The sequence below is a fragment of the Actinomadura sp. NPDC023710 genome (assembly GCF_040639875.1).
Lineage (GTDB): Bacteria > Actinomycetota > Actinomycetes > Streptosporangiales > Streptosporangiaceae > Spirillospora > Spirillospora citrea.
Window position 1 is genome coordinate 269,538 of sequence record NZ_JBFAGB010000001.1, and the last position, 19,837, is coordinate 289,374.

Below are 19,837 nucleotides of genomic sequence, written 5' to 3' on the forward strand. Positions count from 1 at the left end.
GTGGCGGGGTTGGGTTGCTGGGGACAAGCGGCGAGCCACGGCTGTGGTGCACACACCTTGACCAGCACGTTGGGAGCCTCATCGCGGAGTATCCCAGCGAGCCCGCGGCCACGATTGGCTGGCGAGACCGCGCCTCGATCCCCAGCTTCCTCCCGAGCCTCCTCCAGCGGTGAAGCGCACGCAGCGTAGGCGCGACTTGTCCCAGCCGTGCGTGCTGGCCCCGAGCGCCCTACCAACGGCCCGCCGCGTCCGTCCGCCGGTGTGGACGGCTCCGTCCGCGTGGACGGCGGCTGCGAAGCAGCGGCGGACGGCTCGTCCGTCGCGCGGCGGACGAGTGGACGAGCGCGGACGGCGTAGGGCCACATGGAGGCTTCCGGCTCGAGACTGACAGCGAAGCCGGCATCAGCGGCTGCCGGAAGTGAACAGCTGCCGTTCCGAAAGTTGCCGCGACTCTGCACTGCTTGCCGGTCGGCTATGGGTGCTTGCGCGGGGACTCCCGCGAAAAATTACGGGAGTCAAGTGTCGAGGAGCCCACTCATCCTCGAGGGCAGATAGCGTATCCCCTGTTCTCTGGAAACCAGAATTTCATGGCACTGAACGACATCCTTCGGCACGGCTTCGACTCTACCGACTGAGAATATCCTCAGTCGGTAGAGTCGAAGGGACGACCTAATAGAGGGCTGCAAGGTAGTACCGTGTCGCGACACGGTATGGACCCAGGATGATCCATACCGCGTCCCTTTGCTGAGTCGACCGGGCGCGGTCCGACGAGTACGGCAGGAGGTGGAACACGGACGAGGAGCAGGTCAGCAGGCAGAGCAAGCTGCAACGACGTTCGCAGCTCACCGGAGGGCGTCGACGAGATCGGGAGATGAGGTTCCGAGTAAGCGACGAGGAGTACAAGGAGATCCGTGAGGCAGCCCACCGAGCGGGCGCCGCCTACGGAACATTTATCGTCCACACCGTACAGGCAGCCACTCGCCAGCACAGGCTCGGACAGCAGCCGACCCTTGCGCTCTGTGAGGAACTGCGCAGCATTGCACGACAGTTGAACCGCATTGGTGTGAACATCAACCAACTGGCCCGAACGGCGAACGCAACCGGACAGGCGCCTGCAGAACTTTTCGATTCGTTGGCGTACCTGGAGAAAATTCTACGCAGAGTGGACGCCTCGTCTGTTGAGATAGGTCGGCTCCTGCGTTGATCGGGAAGGTGACACGCGGCCAAAGCCTCGCCCGACTGCTGTCGTACCTCTACGGACCAGGGAAACGTAACGAGCACGTCGACCCCCACCTTGTTGCAGGGTTCCGCCTGCCCATAGCTCTGGAGCCCAGCACGGACGCCAGAGGCGACCGCGACTACCGGCATCTAGTCGGAGTCCTGACCTCCCCGCTCGACACCCTTCGCCACACGCTGCTTGCGTTGCCGATCTGGCAATGCTCGATCCGGGCAGCGCCGGCGGACCGACGCCTGTCGGACGACGAATGGGCCGACATTGCTGAGGAGGTCATGCACCAGACCGGGTTGGCGCCGCGAGGTGATGACAGGGCATGCCGCTGGATCGCGGTCCGCCATGCCGAGGACCACATCCATCTCGTTGCCGTCCTGGCCCGCGAGGATGGACGCAACCCGAACCTACGTCGCGACTACTTCAAGGTCGCCCATGCCTGTCACATCGTCGAAGACCGCTACGGCCTAACCCCAACCGCACCCGCCGACCGCACAGCAGCGCCCCGACCAACCCGAGCCGAGACGGAATTCGCTCACCGTAAGAACTGGTCGGAACCGTCCCGCAGTACCCTCCGCCGGAACGTTGCCACCGCAGCTGCTGGAGCTGAGACCGAGGAGGATTTCTTCGTCGCTCTTGAGCAGGCCGGAGTGCTGGTCAAGGGCCGCGAGAGCGTCCGCACTCCTGGGGAGATCACGGGCTACGCGGTCGCGCTTCCCGGCCACACCAACCGAGAGGGTCAGCCGGTCTGGTTTTCCGGCGGCAAGCTTGCCGCCAACCTCACCCTTCCAAAACTCCGCTGCCGCTGGTCGGCTCCCGATGAAGGTAGGCACGTCGGCCAGCGCTCTTTCAGCCAAGCGAAGCTGACTCACCAGGAGCGAGATGCCGCCTACCAACAGGCCGCAAGAGCCGCCGCGACAGCTACTTGGCAGATGCGCCACATCCATGACCCCGCCGTTCGCGCCGACCTAGCAGCCGCGGCCTCCGACGTCTTACACGTAACCGCGGCCATCACCGGCAACCGGGAACTCGCCCGCGCGGCCGACTTCTATGACCGAGCAGCTCGCGAACCCTACGGGCGCCAGTCCCCCGCCACGCCCTATGGCACGAACCTCCGTACGGGTGCGCGGGTTCTGGCTCTGTCCCAGATCGGAGGGTCGCACAGTCATCGCCCGAGCCTCGCCGGCGTCCTCTCCCACCTGATCGTGCAGCTCGCTTCCCTTATCGAAGCGATCGCGGACCACCGGCAATCGCAGCAGCGCTTCGCCCAAGCAGCTGCAGCCCGTAAGGCTGCTGCCCAGCTCATCCGACTCCGCCAACCGACCCCACGGCCGACAAACCCGACGTTGTTCCGGGCGCCGGCCAACGACACACCCGAGCACAATGCGGCGCGGCTCGCTGCCGCCGGCTTCCCTCTGCCCTTCCCCAACCTGGAGGCAGACCGGCCCCACCGATCTACCAGGTCTGCGCCCGCACCGTCGGCGCGTACCACCCCTCGCCGCCCATGGCAGTAGCGACCAGTGAAGTTGGCGCCACACCGGTACCGGTCGTGGCGCAACGATCGAGGCCACTGCATACTAACGGAGCGTAAACAAGCGTAACGATACGCAGATGTGCGCCAGTGCGGCGTTCGAGACGACGAGCCTGCGCACTCTCATCCCACCACACAAGGAAGGCAAAGCCATGACCGATTACAGCCCCCGCACGTGCCCCAACGCCACAAGGAGTGACCCACGTGACCGACGAAACGAAGGCTCCCCCTACCGCGCGTAACGACGAAGAGACGACGCGCCTCGCGACCAACTTGTACGAACACGTCCGCCAGCTCAACTACGCCACAGCCGGCCCACCGAGCCTCACTCTCCCCGGCACTGCGTACACCATCCTCGGCAACCTCAGCGCAGCCACTTACGGCCTCGATCAGGTCCTCGACCAGATCAATCGCTTCTTCCCCCGGGAGTTGCAAGCCGCCCGTCTCGGCCACGACCAGGCCGAAGACCTCGCGGACGTCCTGAGCCGCCACGGCCAAGCTCTAGCCGAATCCAGGCAGCATGCCCGAGCTCTCTGCGCGGCTCTTAGCGAAGCCCAATCGGCCATCCACGCCGTCCACTCCCGCGTCACCCGCGGACGCGAGGCACCCCCAACCGTCGAGGGGAAAGCACACGGGGGCGATGCCGGCGTAGCGGCGGCAGCTAACGACTTCTCCAGACCGATTACCGGTCCGACGCTACTCGCGCCGCCTCCTGCCAGCGAACAAAACCGCGTCGTTCGCATTCGTCGCCCGAACACCCCGGAGGCCTGAGCATGGAGCCCATGACCCACGAGGAGCTCGCCGCCCTCCCGACCACAATCACTATCGGGACGGCCGCCCGAGCCCTCGGCCTCGGCCGAACCCGCGCCTACCAACTCGCCCGAGAGAACCGCTTCCCCTGCAAGGTCATCCGCATAGGCACCACCTACCGAGTAGTCACCGCCGACCTCCAACGTCACCTGAGCGTCAGCGAGTAGAAGAAATGATCGCGACTCGCTGATCCACGAGCCTTTCAATAATGACGGTTCCGTTGCGGCGGTATGCGGAGTATTGGGAGTTCCGGCCCAGCCGCGCCGACTGGGCCGGAAAGCCTTCATCCTTGATCATCTAGAAGTGACTCATCACCACACGCACTTCTCAACACGGACTTAAGTGTCGCTGGCGAGGGCGTGCATGCGGTCGTCCTCGGGCGCGCGTGCGTAGAGAATCTCGAAGTACTCCTGCCATTGCTTCTTAGCCCCGGCGAGCAGCCCCGGCCAGTCGACTGCTCTCATGTTCTGCTGAGTCAGAGATTCGAGCTTCGCAAGCATTCCGCTCGCGCGCTCCAGCCTGTCAGCGACTAGGAGACCTGTTACCGTCTTGAAACCCAGCTCCGTCCTCGCGGAGATGGCGTCTCTGAGGGTGAGGACGTAGCGTTCGAACCTGTTGATGTGGTCCCAATCCGCAGTCACCCCGGGACGCATGAACTCAATGACGAGGAGTTCGGCCCCCGCCGAAAGAACCAGGTCGACGCGGGCGTCCCAAGCCTCGTCGTCGAGGGTTCTGTTGCCAACCTCGGCAACGAGGTTGGTCACGCTCCTTTCGATGCGGAAGGTGTCCCACCTGGGGGCGATTAGCCACGGGTTCCCTGCGATGTAGTCACGAACGGCGTTCTCCAACTCTCGACCCGTGATCCGCTTCTCAAGACCGTCGATCACGTTGAGCTTGGTCTTCACCTGCTCGGCGGTGTGTAGGGCGAGCATGACGCGTGACTCCACCAGGATTCGGACCAGTTCGTCCGCGTCCATATCGGAGGAGTTCGCGAGCTTATTGATCAGCCCGCGAAGTCGGCCGCCCTCCCACGCATGCAGAACGGAGTTTGCAAGGTCGGCGAACTCGTCGTCGGAGATAACGGGGATCTTGGCGATGGACTCCAGGGCTCGGCGCACGATCCGACGCTCGTGCTCCTCCAATTTGCTGAGCCGAGCGCCCAGCGGCGACATGCGCTCGTTCAGCTTGTCGACCTTGGCGCTCGCGCGGTGCTCCTGCCAAATTCTCGCCAGTGATTTGACGCGGCTCTGTCCCCATTCCAACAGGGGCACCGCATCGTCGGACTCCCAGTTGATCCGCTGCCGCTCCGTGGAGATCAGGTCCCGCTTCTGGTCGTCGATGTAATCGGCGCGCACTCGGCCGGAGAGGTAATGAAGCGCCTGCTGGGCACCGATGCCGCCGCTGAGGTTGAAGGTGAACGGTCGCTGGGCGAGCTTGTGGTGACTGAAGATCGAGACGCCAGCGAGGTCCTCGTCCTTGATGGGGCTCTTGTAGAAGACGAAACGCCACCGGATACGGTGTCCGTTCGGTAGATGCTCGACACCCCAGCCGTCCTCGACCGTGACCCCGTTAGGTAGCTCGCCGGTGCGGTAGTCGCTGGGGAAATCGAACTCAATCTTTTCTACGCCCGTCTCCTCAGCGATGGGTACGTCGTCTACCAGGACCTGGAACTCCTCGGCCCGTTCCAGGAGCAGGAAGCGGCGGGCCATGCTGTTCCGGAATCGGTCGGTGTTAGGCCGTTGCTTCATCGTCAAGTTGCGGAGGGTGATCTGGGTACCGTGCTGTTCTTTGCGCTTTTCGTCCGGCGGCAGGTACTTGATGACCTCCACATCCATGGGCTCGGTGTCGGCGTAGCCGGCGCCCTCGTCACCGCCGGTCAATCGCTCCACGTCCAGCCGGAAGACGGTGAGCTCGCCGGTCTCCGCGCTCACGGTCCGGAGGTCGAGCAAATCGGCGATACCGAATCCGGCGAATTTGCCGATGCCCTTGCGGCCCATCACCGGTCGGCCGCCGTTGGTCGTCTCCGAGGCTCGGTCTGTCCGGCGGTTGTAGCCAACCTTCAGGTAGCGGTCCTGGCATTGCTGAAACGTCATGCCTTCGCCGTTGTCAGTGATGACGAGCTGCGCCCCCGACTCAAGGGAGTCGGGCAGTAGGATCTCCACCCGCGTTGCGTCGGCGTCCCAGGCATTGGAGACGAGCTCCGCGATCGCAGCGACGGGGGACTGGTACATGTCGATGCCGAGATGCTCGATGACCCGGCCGTGGAACCGGATCTGCAGTCTCGCCTCGGGGGTGCTCATCGTTGACTCCGAAGCTTCAAGGAGGACCGCATGCCGTGCTGCGGTCGCTCGTTGGCGGGCAGGAAGGCACTGGGCATCCCGTGCCAGGACACGTGGAGGTCCTCGCGGGCACGGGTGCAGGCCACGAAAAGAAGGCAGCGCTCCCGCTGTAGATCCCGGTGATGGGTTAGCTCGTCGTCGGCCACCGGTGTCACCGCGTGCGCAGAGGGCAACTGAGCTGCGGCAACGCTCGCAACCGCCAGGCAGCGAAATTCCAGACCCTTCATCCGATGCATCGTCGCGACCTGGATGTGGCTGTCGGGAGCCGGCCCGCGCCCTAACGCTGTGGCCTTAATGCCCTCCTTCGTCAGGGCCCCCACGATCTCAGACACCGCGGAATGGGATCGGGTGGCAACACCAATTGCGCTCGGCTCCACTCCAACCTCAAGCCAGGCACGGATCTTGGCCGCGATAAGTTTCAGTTCCTCCTGGCGAGTGGCGGCGTCGGCCAGGATCGGTGGGCGACCGTGGACCTCCGAGCGGCAGCCAGACAGGGAGGAAAGCTGGCCGTCCATGTCCTTGACGACCTCGCCGGTCAACAGACCGAGACTCCAGGCAAGAATCTCGGCGGTGGTGCGGTAATTCACCGACAACCGGGAGGAGCGGCCCGTCACGTCGATGCCGACCGAGCGCAGCGAGACGTGGTTGTCATAGATCCGCTGGTGGGGGTCGGCGGCAAGGAAGACGTCATCCTCACCGACTGTCACCGCAGCCCGTAGCAGGCGCCAGCGAACTGGGTGCAGGTCCTGCGCCTCGTCCACCAGAACGTGCTCGTAGGGCTTGCTCGGTTGGTCAGATAGTAGACGGGTCGCTTCGACGCAGATCGTTTCATGCGTCCAGACCCTGCGGGTCGCGAGTTCTTCGGCGAACGCGGACAGGGCCTTCCAGATCTCTGCCCGTTGGGGCTGTTGCAGTCTCTTGCCGCGTCCGGCGCGATCGGCGTTGAGGTAGCCATCGAGGTCGGTGATGTTCTGGGCGAGGACGACCTGGCGCCACTCCTCGGACAGGAACGCTTCGGTTCGGGGCACCGAGGCACGGCGTGCGACCTGCCGCCAAAGCTGGCGTTCCTCGTCGCGGGACAGGACGTTCGGCCGACCGTGTGCGTTGATGACGACCCGATGGGCCACCTGGTCGACATGTCGTACCTCGATGCGGCCGAGGACGACATCGTCGGTGACGAGCAGGCGAAGCTGGTCGTACAGGGCGTTGGCCAGCGTGGTGGTGAAGGTAGTCAAGAGCACGCGCCCGCCGCGTTCGGCGAGGTCCCTGGCGCGGTGCAGCACGACGACGGTCTTGCCCGTGCCGGGACCGCCGGTGACCTGGGCGGCGCCCGCGAAGCGCGTGTGGGCGACGCGGTACTGCGCGGGATGTAGGTAGACCCTCCACAACGAAAACGGGTCCTCGAACATTCTCATGAGCTCCTGCGGGCCGTCTACGAGCTGGATGCGGACCCCGGGGCGCTCGACAGCGGCATCGATGTCAGACTCGTCAAAGGTGCGCTTGGGGGTGGGGGAGCCCAGCTCGATCCACACCTCCTCGGGTGTCATCCCGGCGGCCAGACCGCACAGGACGTCGTACTGGGACGGTGGCAGGTAGGAGCGATTATCCTCCAACTGCTCCTCGACACTGACGACCCTGGCGAACGCGATGATCTGATCGTCCAGGCCAAGCTTGCGTAGTTCACCGTCCGAGACGTGGGCGAACAATAGGGCGCCCGTCTTCTCGACTTTGCGGCGCAGCACAGGCACGGTCGCGTCAATCGCGACGACGTCTCTTAGCTCGATCTGGCCATCGGTGATGTTGACCGATGCCCGCCGTCGTTGAATCCAGGCGTAGGCGTCGTCGTGAGGGAGCACCTTGAGCAGCGTGTAGACGTCGCCCTTGTCCGGCGCGAGGACGACGCCGCGCCAGAACTTGTCAATCCGAATCGTCCGCATCCGCGGGTCCTGTGCGTTGTTCACCTTCTCCAAGTGGAGACCGGTGTGCGTGGCCTCGAAGAACTTGTCGAAGACTGCCTCCACCTTCGCCTGGACAGGGCGGGGCAGCCGGATGAGGTCGTGCACGAACGTGCTGTAGATCGAAAGCCTGGCCACACAACTACCCTTTCAAACCGCGTCGCTGCGGTGTCGTCGGATCGGGAAGAACGATTGTCGGACGCGCGGCGGGGTGGCCAGGTTCACCGCGCGGCCGCAGCCCGCGTCGCACGCTGCTCGGCCGACGCTTATGAGGTGCGCAGCCCGGTGAAGTACCCGGTCTCCGGTGACTCAAGGGTGCCGATCAGCATTGCACGGTCGAGAAAGGCATTGTTCGTTTCGCAACTGGTCTCTGGCAGCAACACGCAGGCGTAGCAGGCCGCCAGGTTCAGGCTGTCGGTGCCGCTGGCCTCTGACTCCATGCACGGCGGGTCCTGGGAACACCAGGAGACGCGGTCCATCGCCGATGTCAAGGACGCCTGCAGGCGCTTCGTGTCCCCCTGCGCGACAAGCCCGCCGAGGCTGCCGGCGGAGTCGCTAGCAGCCGTATAGATGAGGACACCCTTCATCGTGTCGGAGCTGTAGATCCGCTCCCTGAGGGAGGCGGCGGGGTAACCGCTGTCCAGGCTCCACTCATTGATCAATGCGTGGGCCAGCGTGTGTAGGAGAATGAAGCGGGCGTCGACCTCGGATGCCAGGTCCGCCTTCGTCGCCTTCACACCGGCCCTTGCCGCGCGCTCGCGTAGGAGCCCTTCGTGGTGGCCACGGATGCGATCCGCCCGATGGAGGGGGCCGGGTGACTGCTCCCATGTACGCACCAATGTGTTGTCCAGGCTGAGGAACACTCCCTCGCCGCTCACCTCGATTGCGGGCAACCAATCAAGCTTCTCCAGGGAGAGCTTGGCTGCGCGCTCGCGCAGGGTCAGCCGGTCAGGTGCCTCGACGCGGGTGAACGCCTTAAGGGCGCGGACCTCCCGCAGCCGCTTGACGAGCATGACTTTGTCCAGACCAGGAGGACGCGACGCCGACGCGTCCAGGGGCGCCGGTTCGCACTCGAACTCGTCCTCGAGGTGCTCCGCGGATACCCCGGACTCCAGCTCCTTGTACTCCTTCGTGCGAAGTCGGCTGGAGGCGTCGAGTTTGGCGTCGTCGTCCAGAGGTTCCTCGGCGAGCCTGTCCCTGTCCTCCAACGCGGACAGCACCTGCTCCACGGTGAAGTCGGTTCCGTCGATGAACGTCTCGATCACGATCCGCAGAGACGTGTCATCGTCCCGGTGCTTGTGGATCTGGTTCATGTGCTTGTTAAGGAGCTGCTGAAGGCGCTGGGACCACGGTGGTATGGACAGCGATGAGCGGTGGACCGGGAACCATGCCGCGGATGAACCTCGCTGCATCGTACGCGGTGCTTCATCGCAGCCTGTCTCGTCCGATCCGCGACCGAGCCACGGTCGCTGGCAACGGCATGTCACACCGATGCTGCGCAAGGCCTCTTTGCCGAATGATCCCGCCATGGAGGACTGCTCGCCGCAGGAGCACTTAATGACCACGGAGGCAAGGGAGGCGCTGGTTCCCGTGGTGTGGAGGCTTAGCCTGCAGGAGGACGTGCGCTTGGTGCCGGAAGAATCCTTCTTCCGGTGTACCCATTCCCAGTAAGGGAAATCGTCGAGATGGCCGTTCACGCAGGCGACAATGAAGCGGGAAGGGGTCAATGTGGTGCCGCAAGACGGGCAAATGTTCTTCTCATTTACTCCGAAATCCTTGAACGGTTTCAGATCCTTGCATTCGGAGCAGGAGTACCACCGGGGAAAACGACGAATTTTGACACCATCCCCGCTTGGGGGATTGTCGGCGGGGGGTAGCCGGAAGTGTGTGACCCCCAGCCAACGCTGGAGGTTGGGCTCGTAGATCACGGGCGCCCAGTTGACCCGCCAGGTGTCCAGCCCGCTTACCAGGAAAGATTGGTCGCCGAGTGCGACCAGCGACCCCACACCGTACGTGGTGATCATCTGAGTCCGTCGAACAGCACCCTTGGACTGGCGGGAAGGCTTTGTGGCCTTGGGATCCTTGCCCGGGATGCCGAAGGACCGTCTCTTGGAGTCGGAACGCAGGGCCATGTCAGTGCTCCAGGTAGAGGTCGGATTCGACGTCGACGTCGCGCATACTTTGTAGCGCCATGAACGCCAGCTCCAGGTCTTCGTCGGAGTAGCGCCGGATCAACGCTGCGTCCTCAGCGCGCTTCTCGCTCCGTTTGAACGAGCGCTGGGCGGAGTACAGCAGTGGTTCGTCTCCATCCTCAAGGTGATGACGGTCGGCGAGGTACCGCCAGTGCTCGATAGTGGCGGCTAGGTGCTCGGCTACATCCTTCGCCTCGTCCGGGGCTACGCTCGCCGCCCGAGTGACGATCCTCTCCGTCACCTCCTCGATCCGGTCCACGAAGTCCTCGACGTCTTGCGCCGCCCTGTTGGGGCGGGCCTCATCGACCATCAGCCGGGTGAGGCCGATCAGGACCGAGTGCAAAGCCCGGTCCCGGGCACGAGCGGAGAACGGGGTAACGCTCGTTGACTCGACCTGCCGATAGAGAGCTGAATGGTAGGAGGTGAAGGTCTCGTAGTGTGAGCGGTCGCGCGACCGCGCGGCATTGTAGAGAGTCACGACCAGGCCGGGGTGCTGTCGTCCGACGCGGCTAGTGGCCTGAATGTACTCGGCGGTGGTCTGCGGCTGGCCCATGACAGCCATGAGCCCGAGGCGGTCGACGTCGACGCCGACGGAGATCATGCTGGTGGCCAGGACGGTGTCGAAGGCCCCTGCCGGCAGCGCGATCTCTAGCTCCTTCAGGCGCGTGGGGATCTCGCTGGACTTCACCCGGCTCGTCAGCTCGGTGGGGCGCTCGACCTGACGCTCGACACCATCCCGCTTGGTCAACAGTGCAAGCCGGTCCTGGACGTCGTCATGGACCTGAAGCTCCGCTGCAGCTAGCAGCCGGAGGCTGTTGAAGTAGCCGACCAGCGTCCAGTAGGCGTCCCGGATGGCGTTGGGGCCCTCCCCCGCCGCCGCGCCATGCAGGAGCGCAGCGTAGGCGCGTACCAGCAGTGTGGCCTGGCTTGTGCTCGGCGTCATCAGGCCGACGTATAGGCGTGATGCCTTGTAAGCAGGGGGCGTCTCCACAGCGAACCACGAGTCGCGCGAGTCGAGCCCCGCTGGCGGGAACTGGCTCACGGTACGGTCGAACAGCGCCCGCCCCTGCTCGGTCGCGCGCCGGATCGTCGCGGTGGATGCGACGACCTTGGGCTGGCCAGCGGCGACATCCACAGCGACCTCGTAGAGACCTGCGAGTGTGCCGAGCGGCCCAGAAATTAGGTGCAGCTCATCCTGCACGATCAGCTCCGGGGGAGGGGTGCCCGGCCGATCGCGGTTGAACAGCGCGGCGACGTCATCCCGCCAGGTGAGCATGGCGAACTTGTCTACGGTGGCGATCACTAGGGTGGGGCGCACCCGGTAGATCTCCTCGTCGACGAGATGGATCGGCAGACCGTCGCGGAACTCGCAATCGGCGTCTGGGCAGGAGACGGTCATCGTCTCCCGGTCCAGGTCCACGTCGTAGTGTGCGGGGCCGAGAACGGCGCCTGACCATGGGCAGACACGGAGTTGAACGGGGTTGTTCTCGGTAAGATCTTTGTCCTTGCGCAGTGTCCGCAGGCTTTTGGCCGCCGTCTTCAGGTCGTTGGGGGTGGCTGCGCTGCCGACCCACATGCCAATGGAGATGCCCTCGTCGCCGAGGCGGGCAGGGTCGCGTCGACGGATCGACTCCATGGCGCAGATGAGCGCCGTCGCACGCTCGAACTGCTGGAGGGTGAGCAGCCGCAGCGTGTAGCGCATAAGCGCCGTGACCCCGCCGCTGGCGGCAGCACCATTGCGCAACCGCCGCAGAAAGACCGTGAAGGCGATCAGGCCGAGGTATGCCTCTGTCTTGCCACCGCCGGTCGGAAACCACAGAACGTCGGCAATGGCGCGTTCGGGGTGGTCGTGATCAACGATCCCCTGAAGGCAGAGGAGTATGAAAGCGATCTGAAACGGACGCCATTCCCCGTCCAGACTCAGGTCACGGGACCGGCCGTCCCTGATCCATGATGTGCGTCCCCGCTGCTCTGCCATGGCACGGTTGGCGAGCCGGAAGGCGGTCATCGCGTTCCTGTCGCTCTCAAGTACCTCGATTCCACGCTCAATGCGGCTGGCAACTTCGCCGCATTCCTTGATGCGCGTCCGTGCCGTCTTGGCGTATTCGGTGTCTGCAAGCTGCTCGGCTTCGGTGCCGCGCTCGGCTATCCAGGTGCGGTAGCCGGTAGCCAAGGCGGTCAACGAACCGATGATCTCCGCGTCCGACGCCTCGGAGAGCCGCAACATGCCCAGGGCTTTGGCGTCGATGTCCCGATTGGAGTCTGTCAGCAACAGCTCGTAGGAGGGAACAAAAGCCGACCAAACGGCGGGTACCGATGCCTTTCGCGCCTTCTGGAGAACGGCGCCGCGCATGGGCGGCGCTGTCCAGTTCCAGTCGGCCGCACAGCCGTGGCCGACTGCGAAGGTTGGGGCGTGCCGGTGCAGGAGCTTGTTGAGCTTGACCTCTTCCTCGTCCACACCCACCGGTACTGGGCGCTCAACCAGCGCGGCGGTTCCATCCGGGCCGGCAATGTGAAGGGTTGGCTGGAAGAAGCAGTGAGGGTCCTGCAGCTCGGACCGGCTGACTTTGCGGGCGTTGACGAGCGTGACGGTGACCGCAACGGCACCGTCCGAGGGCTTGCGGACGTTGTAGCGAAGCTCCAGGTCACGCGTGCCCAGGTCTTCCTTTTTCAAGGCGGGCTTCGTGATGTCGATGTCGATCGGGGGTGGCGACAAGGGGCGCCGACGCCAATGCTGGTCGTGCTGCTCGGTCGAGCGGGCTTCGGCCCGCCGCGCCGTGACGACGTCGCCCTCGGCGTTGATGGGCTCGTAAACCGCGGCCGAGACGGTGACGGTGACGCTTCGGGCCACCGTGGGGTCCACGGCGAAGGTGAGTCCCATGGAGGACGGCCTCTGCAAGTTGGCCAGGGAGACGCCGGTGTCCGGGACCGCATCCTCGTCGAGGACGTCGGAGACGGCCCTGCCGTCGGTTTCGTCGGCGAAATCCTTTGGCACGTCCCCATTGTCTTCCAGGGTGTCGTCCCGTCGGCCGCCCTCCTCGCCGGGGAAGAGGATGCCTGCGGCATAAGTGGTGATCGGTGCATCGGTGATGATTTCGTCATCGGCGCCGATCGGCCCTAGCAGATCCCGCTGTAGCCGTTCCACCAGCTCCGACCGGAACCGGTAGTGGTCACTGTGTCGAGACAAGGTCTCCCCCTGCGCTAGCGGTCTGGTCGTAGTCGAACCGGCTCAGCCCAACGAGCCGCGGTACCACCCACACACCGCGTTCACCTAGCCCCGCCTCGGCCGAGGCGGCTTGGCTACCCGTCGTCGTCTCTATCGCGTCCACATGGACGTTGACGATACGTCGGGCCCACCTTTCGGGTGAGTGTTTTCGCGACCGCTGCTGGTAAGCGTAAAGGTCTCGCGCGAACTGTTCCGAGGTGATCCCGACGGCGACCTGACCGTTGTGCATCACCAGGTAGCGCGGGGCCTGGTTCAGGTGAACCGACTGCTCTTCCGCCTGCACCAAGACGACCTCGTCGCCAGGCCGGACGACATCGAGGAGATAACGCTGGATCTCCGCCGCTGACCAGCCGAATGAGAGATTGGGGAGGATCAGGTGGTTGCCAGCAGGCTGTTCCCGGTTCACATCGCCAGCCAGGAGCTCCAGGCCGAGCCGCATGCCTCGGCTCTTGACGTGATAGCGCCCCCACCGCAGATTGTCATGCGTCCTCCGGAGAACCATCGGCATAGTCTCGGGGTTAGCGAGATACATGAGCTCGTGGCGTGGCCGAGTCAGTGCGACGTAAAGCATTCGCGACTCCTCGCCCGGGTCGTCCGAGTCCGGCCGCAACGGGCCGGGGTCGACGATCAGGACGCGGTCGAATTCCAGCCCCTTGGCCCGGTGAACCGACGACACGATCAGCTCCGACGCTGGCGGCGCGGTCAGCTCGTCAGGCACTCGATGTTCCGCCAGTGCCGTCCGCAGCCGACCGAGGTCGAGGCTGCCGGTCCGGCTGGGGACAGCGCGAAGCAGAACCCGCCACAGTTCCTCGGGAGCCCAGTCCGCCGAAAGGGGAAGCTCCTTCGCGATCTCGACGAACTCGCTTCGAGGCATGATCGACGAGGTTGCCGCGCTGAAGAGCCCGACCAGCCACGCCGGGACGACCCGATCGGTGGCCGAACGCTGTACCCGGTGCGGTACGCCGCCGGTGTGTAGTGCTTCCGACACTAGAAGTGCCTGGCCGTTAGTACGGCACAGGACAGCCGTTGTCCCCTTGTGGTCCCGCAAGCCTTGGAGAACGAACCGGTCGGACAGGTCTCCGATCGGGAGGGTGTTGAGTAGGGCGGTCCGCAGCTCCTCGTAGGGGACGCCGCCATCTTCGGCATGCTCCTTAACGCCTGCCTGAAGTCGCGGGCCGAAGGGCAGCCCGATCCTCGCCTTGTTAGTGGTTGCGCGAAAGTTCCGGGTGAGGTGCAGCTCGGTCAGATCCTCGCCGAACCGACTGCAGAGCCAGTCGAAGAAGCGACCGACCTCGCCCGCCCGCTCCGCGGAGTTCACCTGAAAGCCGTAGATGCCCTGTGCGGGGTCGCCTACGACGGTGAATCCGCAGTTGTAGGTGTCCAGCAGTGCCTCGACCAGTTCTCGCCGGTCGCCAACGAGATCCTGCACCTCGTCGATAATGACGTGACGTAGGTCCTCGTACAGGTCGTTCACCGCCGACGTCCCGATCAGCTCGGCGGCGGCCTTGATCCGCTCGTCGAAGCCGCGCCCCTCCCACTCCCCGCTGGCATCTACCTGAGTGAGCAACTCCAACGCCCAGGAGTCGAAGGTCTGCACCCGCACATGGCGGCCAGCGTCAGCATGTTGGTCGAGCCGGCGCCTAAGCTCACGGACTGCTGCCCGGGAGAAACTCAGCACCAGTGTCTCGCCAGCACTAAGCCCTTCGTGCTTGAGGAGTGCGTCGAGCCTGCGGACCAGGGTGTGGGTCTTGCCGGCCCCCGCTCCCGCGACCACCAGCGTCATCGCGTCGGCGGGCAGGTCCACCACTTTCTGCTGTTCGAGGGTGAGCGGAGGCGCTCCCTTGGATGGCGCGTCGCTCATCGAGCCCTCCACAGGTCCTCGAATTCGGTGAAGGCCAGCTGGCGGTCGTAGTTGACGATGTTGTCATGCACGTCGAGGATCGTGCAGACCTCCTTGCCGCCGTTCAGCGGGCCGCGCAGGCCACGGCCGATCATCTGGGTGTACATGTTCGGGCTGTAAGTGGGGCGGGCGACGACGACCGCGCGAGTGGCGGGGGCGTCGAAGCCCTGAGCAAGGACGTTGTAGTTCGTCAGCACCCTGATTCGCTTGGTGCGGAAGGCGTCGATGCCGGCGCGACGCTCGGGGGTCGGTGTGCCTGAGTCGATCGCAACAGAGGGGATGCCTTCCCTGGAGAGGATGGCGGACATCAGTCTCGCGTGGTTGACGGAGGTGGCGAAGAACAGCACCGGCCAGTCGTCGGGCATGGCCTTGATCTCAGCCAGGAGCATTTCGTTGCGTTCATCGTCCTGTTCTAGACGCCATTCCGCGCTGGCCGGAAGTCCACGGAAGTCGGCGTCCTTGAGTTCCTTCTCGGACAGCTCGAGCGTCGCACCCCTCAACTCCCGGTGCTCGACCCGAGCCAGTACGCCCAGCTCCTGCAACGGGGTGAAGGGGTCGCCCGGTGGGAAGACGCCGTCGTCCAGCCGGCGATGACCGAACCGCCGGGTGAGCCGCAGGGTCTCCTCCTCGTTGAATCCCCGGTAAGGGGTGGCGGACAGGCCGATGAGCGGACGCGCTGCGCGCGAGTGGGTGATTCCCAAGGACTTCAGGATTGGTGTCATGCGGGAGTAGGCGCTGTGTGCCTCATCGACAATGACGAGTGAGGCCTCTCGTAGCCAGGAATACTCCTCCTTGTCCAGCACACTCTCCAGCTTGGCGTCCGTGGCCACTACAAGCTGCGGACCGGAACCGACGGCCGCGGCCTCGTAGTTGTTCCACAGCCTGTTGATCGTCAAGGGTTCCTCAGGGCCGACCTTCTGCCATACGAACTTCCAGCTCTGAACAGCCTGCTCGCACAACTCCCAGGTCTGCGCGATCCACAGAACCGGGCCGTTGAGGCCGTGATCCTTAAACCGACGGATGACCGACTCGGCGGCGATGCGGGTCTTGCCAGCTCCGGTGGGCAGGCTAAGCATCGCCCGACCTGGGAGCCGTTCAGCAAGTAGGTCATACATGTTCGCCGCCAACCGCTCCTGGTAGTCGTGGAGTCGGGGGAAGGATGTCGGGCCATCCACCTTCTCCGAGGAAGGGGGCGTCTCGATTCTGGTTCCGGCGTAGAAATCGGGCAGTCCGAGTTCGTTGACGAACTGCAGGGCGGTGTTGCTGCCGTTGAACTGCGAAGGTGCGCCGTCGACGTTTACGGAGATGTCCTTGGCGTAGGCGCGGAGGAGACCAGGGCCGAAGGCGTCGATGGCGAGCTCGGCAAGACGCACGCCCTCGATGGTCTTGCTGGTGCGGGCCTCCTCATTCTCGATCAGACCTTGAGGCAGACGGCTCCTGAGCATCTCCGGACCGATCAAAATATGAATCTTTTCGGCCACGGTCTTCGCCTGGCGGACCTCCTGCTTGAGCTTGGAGCGGCGGGCGTTCTCGCGCCGGTTCAAGATTGACTGACAACCTTGTCGGCCCAATCCCAACTTGAGGACGCGGTCTACGGCCAGCAGCGCGTCCAGGTCATCGTTTGGATCTTTAACCAGCACCGACTGGTCCTGTGCCGCTTCCCGTATCGGCGTGGACCGCTCCCCGTTCGGGGAAGTGATGATCTCCTCCAACTCGCGGCAACGCGTCAGCGTCCAGCCAGTGACCTTGGCCCGGTACGAGACCACCAGATGGGGGAACTCATCGGTAAGCGGCGTCGGCTCCGAGGTGGGAACAAACCGGAGCTCCTTCTGGATGAGGCCGACCGGTGACGCCATGCCGTACGTTTCGATCATGAGTTCGGCGCTTTCCGCCGTGGGCATCAGCAGTGCTGCGATGTTCTCCCGCACCAACGACTCGTACTCAGCGCGATCCGCGGTCACCGCGATGTCTTCGTCGGGGACGTCGCTGGCCCATTTCGTGCCGACCCGGCAGCGGGTGCCGATGTCCTCAGTCCACTTGGCTCCGGCCTCTAGAACCAGGGCGTACACCTGTCCCGGGAACGCTTCGTTCTCACTGACGGAGGCATCCTTCAGGAGTGCTGTCCAAGTCGAGGCCGGAATCCGGTCTAGGGTCTCGGGCAACTTGAGCGCCTCTGCCACACCGATCGGGACGTCCGCGACGGCGAACAGTCGCCGGTGCTCCCCAAGGGCCGGGCTGACGCTCCCGTGCACGGCGCGCAACCCAAGGCTCGTCTGGAGGAAACCGTGTCGGCGTGCCATCCAGACCAGCGGCGACAAGATGTGTTGACGTGTTCCCAGCTGGGCGCCGACCCGCACGGTCCAGTGCGTCACCAGCCCGCCGGAGGGCAGATGCTTCAGGAAGGCGGCGCGGCCCTCCTCGGACAGTTTGGTGAGGAAGTGCAGGGGGCCCGCGGGCAGGGCACCCTCGGTTTGCATGGACTTCAGCTGGGGACGTCGAGAGTTCGCGGAAAGCGTCTTGCAGTAGATGTTCCATGCTGTCTCGACGTAGTCGTCGAACCAGGGCTCGGCTGAGGGATCTACGTGGGCGGCGGGGACGTCGGTCAGGCCCAGACTGCGCAGGACAGCCCGGTCACCGTCGTGGAACCGCACGTCGACGGCGTAAGCGGCGTCCCGGGAGCCGTCGGCGGGGACCACTCGGCCCGGCATGAGACAGTCGGCCATCCGGCGGAATGACCCGGCGAGTGTCCGCACCTTGAGCGCATGGCGCCAATCCGGCACCTGGTCCCGCAAGATCGCGGTGGCGCCGTCCGGGCCCACCTGACGGGACAGCTCCCAAAACGCCACCCACTGATCCTCGGTGTAGCCCTGCACACCCTGCTCGACCACCGCGGAGAACCGGCCGACGGCGTGCGCCTCGTGAATGCCGAGCGTCTCCAGCGCTGGAACGGCGTTGAAGTCCTCGGAGACCGCGGTGTGGACGTACAAGAGGCTGTCGCTCAGATTGTCATCCGAGCTGCGGCGAAAAATCTTGCCCACCACGGGGGCGACGAGGCCGTCCGTGTCTGTGAGCAGGATCCGGGACTTACGCGCCTCCTCGGCCGCAGGGTGATTGGTGCGGACAATGTCTGCCAGGATGCGGACAGCAGCGATGGATGCCTCCGGAGACCTGTCCTCGACCAGGGCCTCCAACCACTGCCGGACGGACGCGTCCGGTACCTCGGCCCGCCGCATAATGCGCTCGGCGCGGGCGCGGCGTTCGCGCGACTCGACGGAGTGATGGCACCAGGCCACCGGCCTGCCCGAGTGCCCGGCCCACAACTTGAGCCAGGTGTCCTTCAGACCCTCGGGGTGCAGCATCAGCTCCGCTGGTCGACAGAGAACGCCCTGCTGGTCGGGTAGAGACGGCTCGTCGGCGGCGATCGCCCAGATGGCCAAGGTGAGCTGTCTGTCAGCCCACTGCGGGGCCTCCTTGCCGCGGCCGGGAAGCAGGTCGATATAGGCGGCGGGGTCATCCGCCGGCGACAGTTCGGGGAGCGCGCCTACCACGAGCCTGGCCGCCTCGTTAATCAGTTCATCGTTGAAGGCGCTGCCCTTGTATAGGTTCTGCCTGTCTTCGCTGGTTTTCCAGGGAGCGTTAAGGATGCCACGCAACAGCGTGGCGTAGTTGGTAGGGAAGTACGCCCAAAACGTGCCTAGTGGCCGAATGCGGCCGGATCGGTCGGGCACCGCCCACGACAGATCGATCTCGGGACGGTCATGGAGCTCGCCGGCCGATTCCAGTGCCGACTTGCTCGGCTTGACCGTCCGCGTGAACACCCGCCATTGGAACATGACATCCGAACCATCGGACTTCTCCTCCTGGAGGGTGTGCCGATCGCCCTCCACCATCTGGGAGATGGTCCGTCGGACGGGCGGTACGACGCGCCGGTCCTCCAACGTGACCGTACCGACGTGTGGCGAAAAGAGCGGGAACTCGACGGGAAAGTTGCGCAGGTCGACACCGAGACGCTGCACGCTCTCCGGTTTGAGTGGGAGCCGCACCACCGTGGTCGCCCACTTCATCAGCTCCGCCAAGACCGGGTCGGCGGCGATCGACCTTTGAAGGTCGAGAGGCCGGCCCATGCGCAAGACTGGCGTCTCCTCCGCCTGGGGGTGGACGCTCCGAATCTCCTCGGCGGACCACTCACGATCGAAGCCGAAGCAACCGCTCCGACTGAAGAACTGGGGGGCATCCGAGACCGACAGCACCGACTTGATACCCACTCCAAAACGGCCGATTTGGCCACCGCGCTTGCGGGAGACTCCCATGCGGAGGATGGTGTCGACGCCCTGTGGAGTAACAGGGGAACCCTCGTTTGCGCAGTACAGGTGCGTGGACGTGAGGACCACGCCGATCTCGCCACCGGCGTCCGCTCGCAACTCGTCGGCGGCGTTCTGAACAAGCTCATACACCTGGCGGTCGCCGTAGCCGCCCTGGGTGATGCGGCGCTCGCCGTTCGCGTGCTCCTCGATCAGGCGGGGGTCGACGCGGTAGGTGGCCAGCACGCGCAGCGACTGCTCAACGACGAGGTCCACTACGGACTGAGGGAAAGGGGAGGAAGCCTCGGACACGGCTCGGTCAACTCCTCGCGACAAGGGTGCGTCGCTGCATGAT

At 64.8% G+C, this 19,837-nt stretch carries 10 protein-coding genes; 4 read left to right on the forward strand and 6 right to left on the reverse strand.

Annotated elements, in window-relative coordinates; genetic code table 11:
* Positions 1-871: 871 nt before the first annotated feature.
* The 4 genes from AB0H37_RS01270 (at position 872) to AB0H37_RS01285 (ending at position 3,736) form a co-directional block, all read left to right on the forward strand.
* Complete coding sequence (locus AB0H37_RS01270; protein WP_360610527.1) at positions 872-1,204, forward strand: MobC family plasmid mobilization relaxosome protein; 333 nt, start codon at positions 872-874, stop codon at positions 1,202-1,204.
* Positions 1,201-2,742: a hypothetical protein gene (locus AB0H37_RS01275; RefSeq protein ID WP_360610529.1), complete on the forward strand. Its 1,542-nt coding sequence runs from the start codon at positions 1,201-1,203 to the stop codon at positions 2,740-2,742. The genes AB0H37_RS01270 and AB0H37_RS01275 overlap by 4 nt, the downstream gene beginning before the upstream one ends.
* A gap of 221 nt (positions 2,743-2,963) precedes the next feature.
* Entirely contained in the window at positions 2,964-3,530 is a 567-nt protein-coding gene (locus AB0H37_RS01280; protein ID WP_360610531.1) for a hypothetical protein, read from the forward strand.
* Between the two features lie 11 nt (positions 3,531-3,541).
* Positions 3,542-3,736, forward strand: coding sequence for a DNA-binding protein (locus AB0H37_RS01285; protein WP_360610533.1), 195 nt, complete (start codon positions 3,542-3,544; stop codon positions 3,734-3,736).
* A 171-nt stretch (positions 3,737-3,907) separates the two neighbouring features.
* Here the strand turns inward: AB0H37_RS01285 and AB0H37_RS01290 are convergent, their stop codons facing one another.
* The 6 genes from AB0H37_RS01290 to AB0H37_RS01315 all read right to left on the reverse strand — a co-directional run bounded on the left by AB0H37_RS01290 (position 3,908) and on the right by AB0H37_RS01315 (position 19,794).
* A complete protein-coding gene (locus tag AB0H37_RS01290) occupies positions 3,908-5,869 on the reverse strand; it encodes an ATP-binding protein (protein WP_360610535.1) in 1,962 nt (653 codons plus the stop codon).
* A complete protein-coding gene (locus tag AB0H37_RS01295; RefSeq protein ID WP_360610537.1) occupies positions 5,866-8,001 on the reverse strand; it encodes a 3'-5' exonuclease in 2,136 nt (711 codons plus the stop codon). The genes AB0H37_RS01290 and AB0H37_RS01295 overlap by 4 nt, the downstream gene beginning before the upstream one ends.
* 128 nt (positions 8,002-8,129) lie before the next feature.
* Positions 8,130-9,995 (reverse strand): DUF1998 domain-containing protein, encoded by a 1,866-nt coding sequence (locus AB0H37_RS01300; protein ID WP_360610539.1) that lies wholly within the window; start codon positions 9,993-9,995, stop codon positions 8,130-8,132.
* 1 nt (position 9,996) lies between these two features.
* On the reverse strand, positions 9,997-13,200 hold the full coding sequence (locus tag AB0H37_RS01305; protein ID WP_360610541.1) for a helicase-related protein: 3,204 nt from the start codon (positions 13,198-13,200) through the stop codon (positions 9,997-9,999).
* Positions 13,201-13,225: 25 nt separating this feature from the next.
* Positions 13,226-15,142, reverse strand: a complete 1,917-nt coding sequence (locus tag AB0H37_RS01310) for an ATP-dependent helicase (protein ID WP_360610543.1) — start codon at positions 15,140-15,142, stop codon at positions 13,226-13,228.
* On the reverse strand, positions 15,139-19,794 hold the full coding sequence (locus tag AB0H37_RS01315) for a DEAD/DEAH box helicase family protein (RefSeq protein WP_360610545.1): 4,656 nt from the start codon (positions 19,792-19,794) through the stop codon (positions 15,139-15,141). Before AB0H37_RS01315 ends, AB0H37_RS01310 begins: the two co-directional genes overlap by 4 nt.
* Between the last annotated feature and the right edge of the window lie 43 nt (positions 19,795-19,837).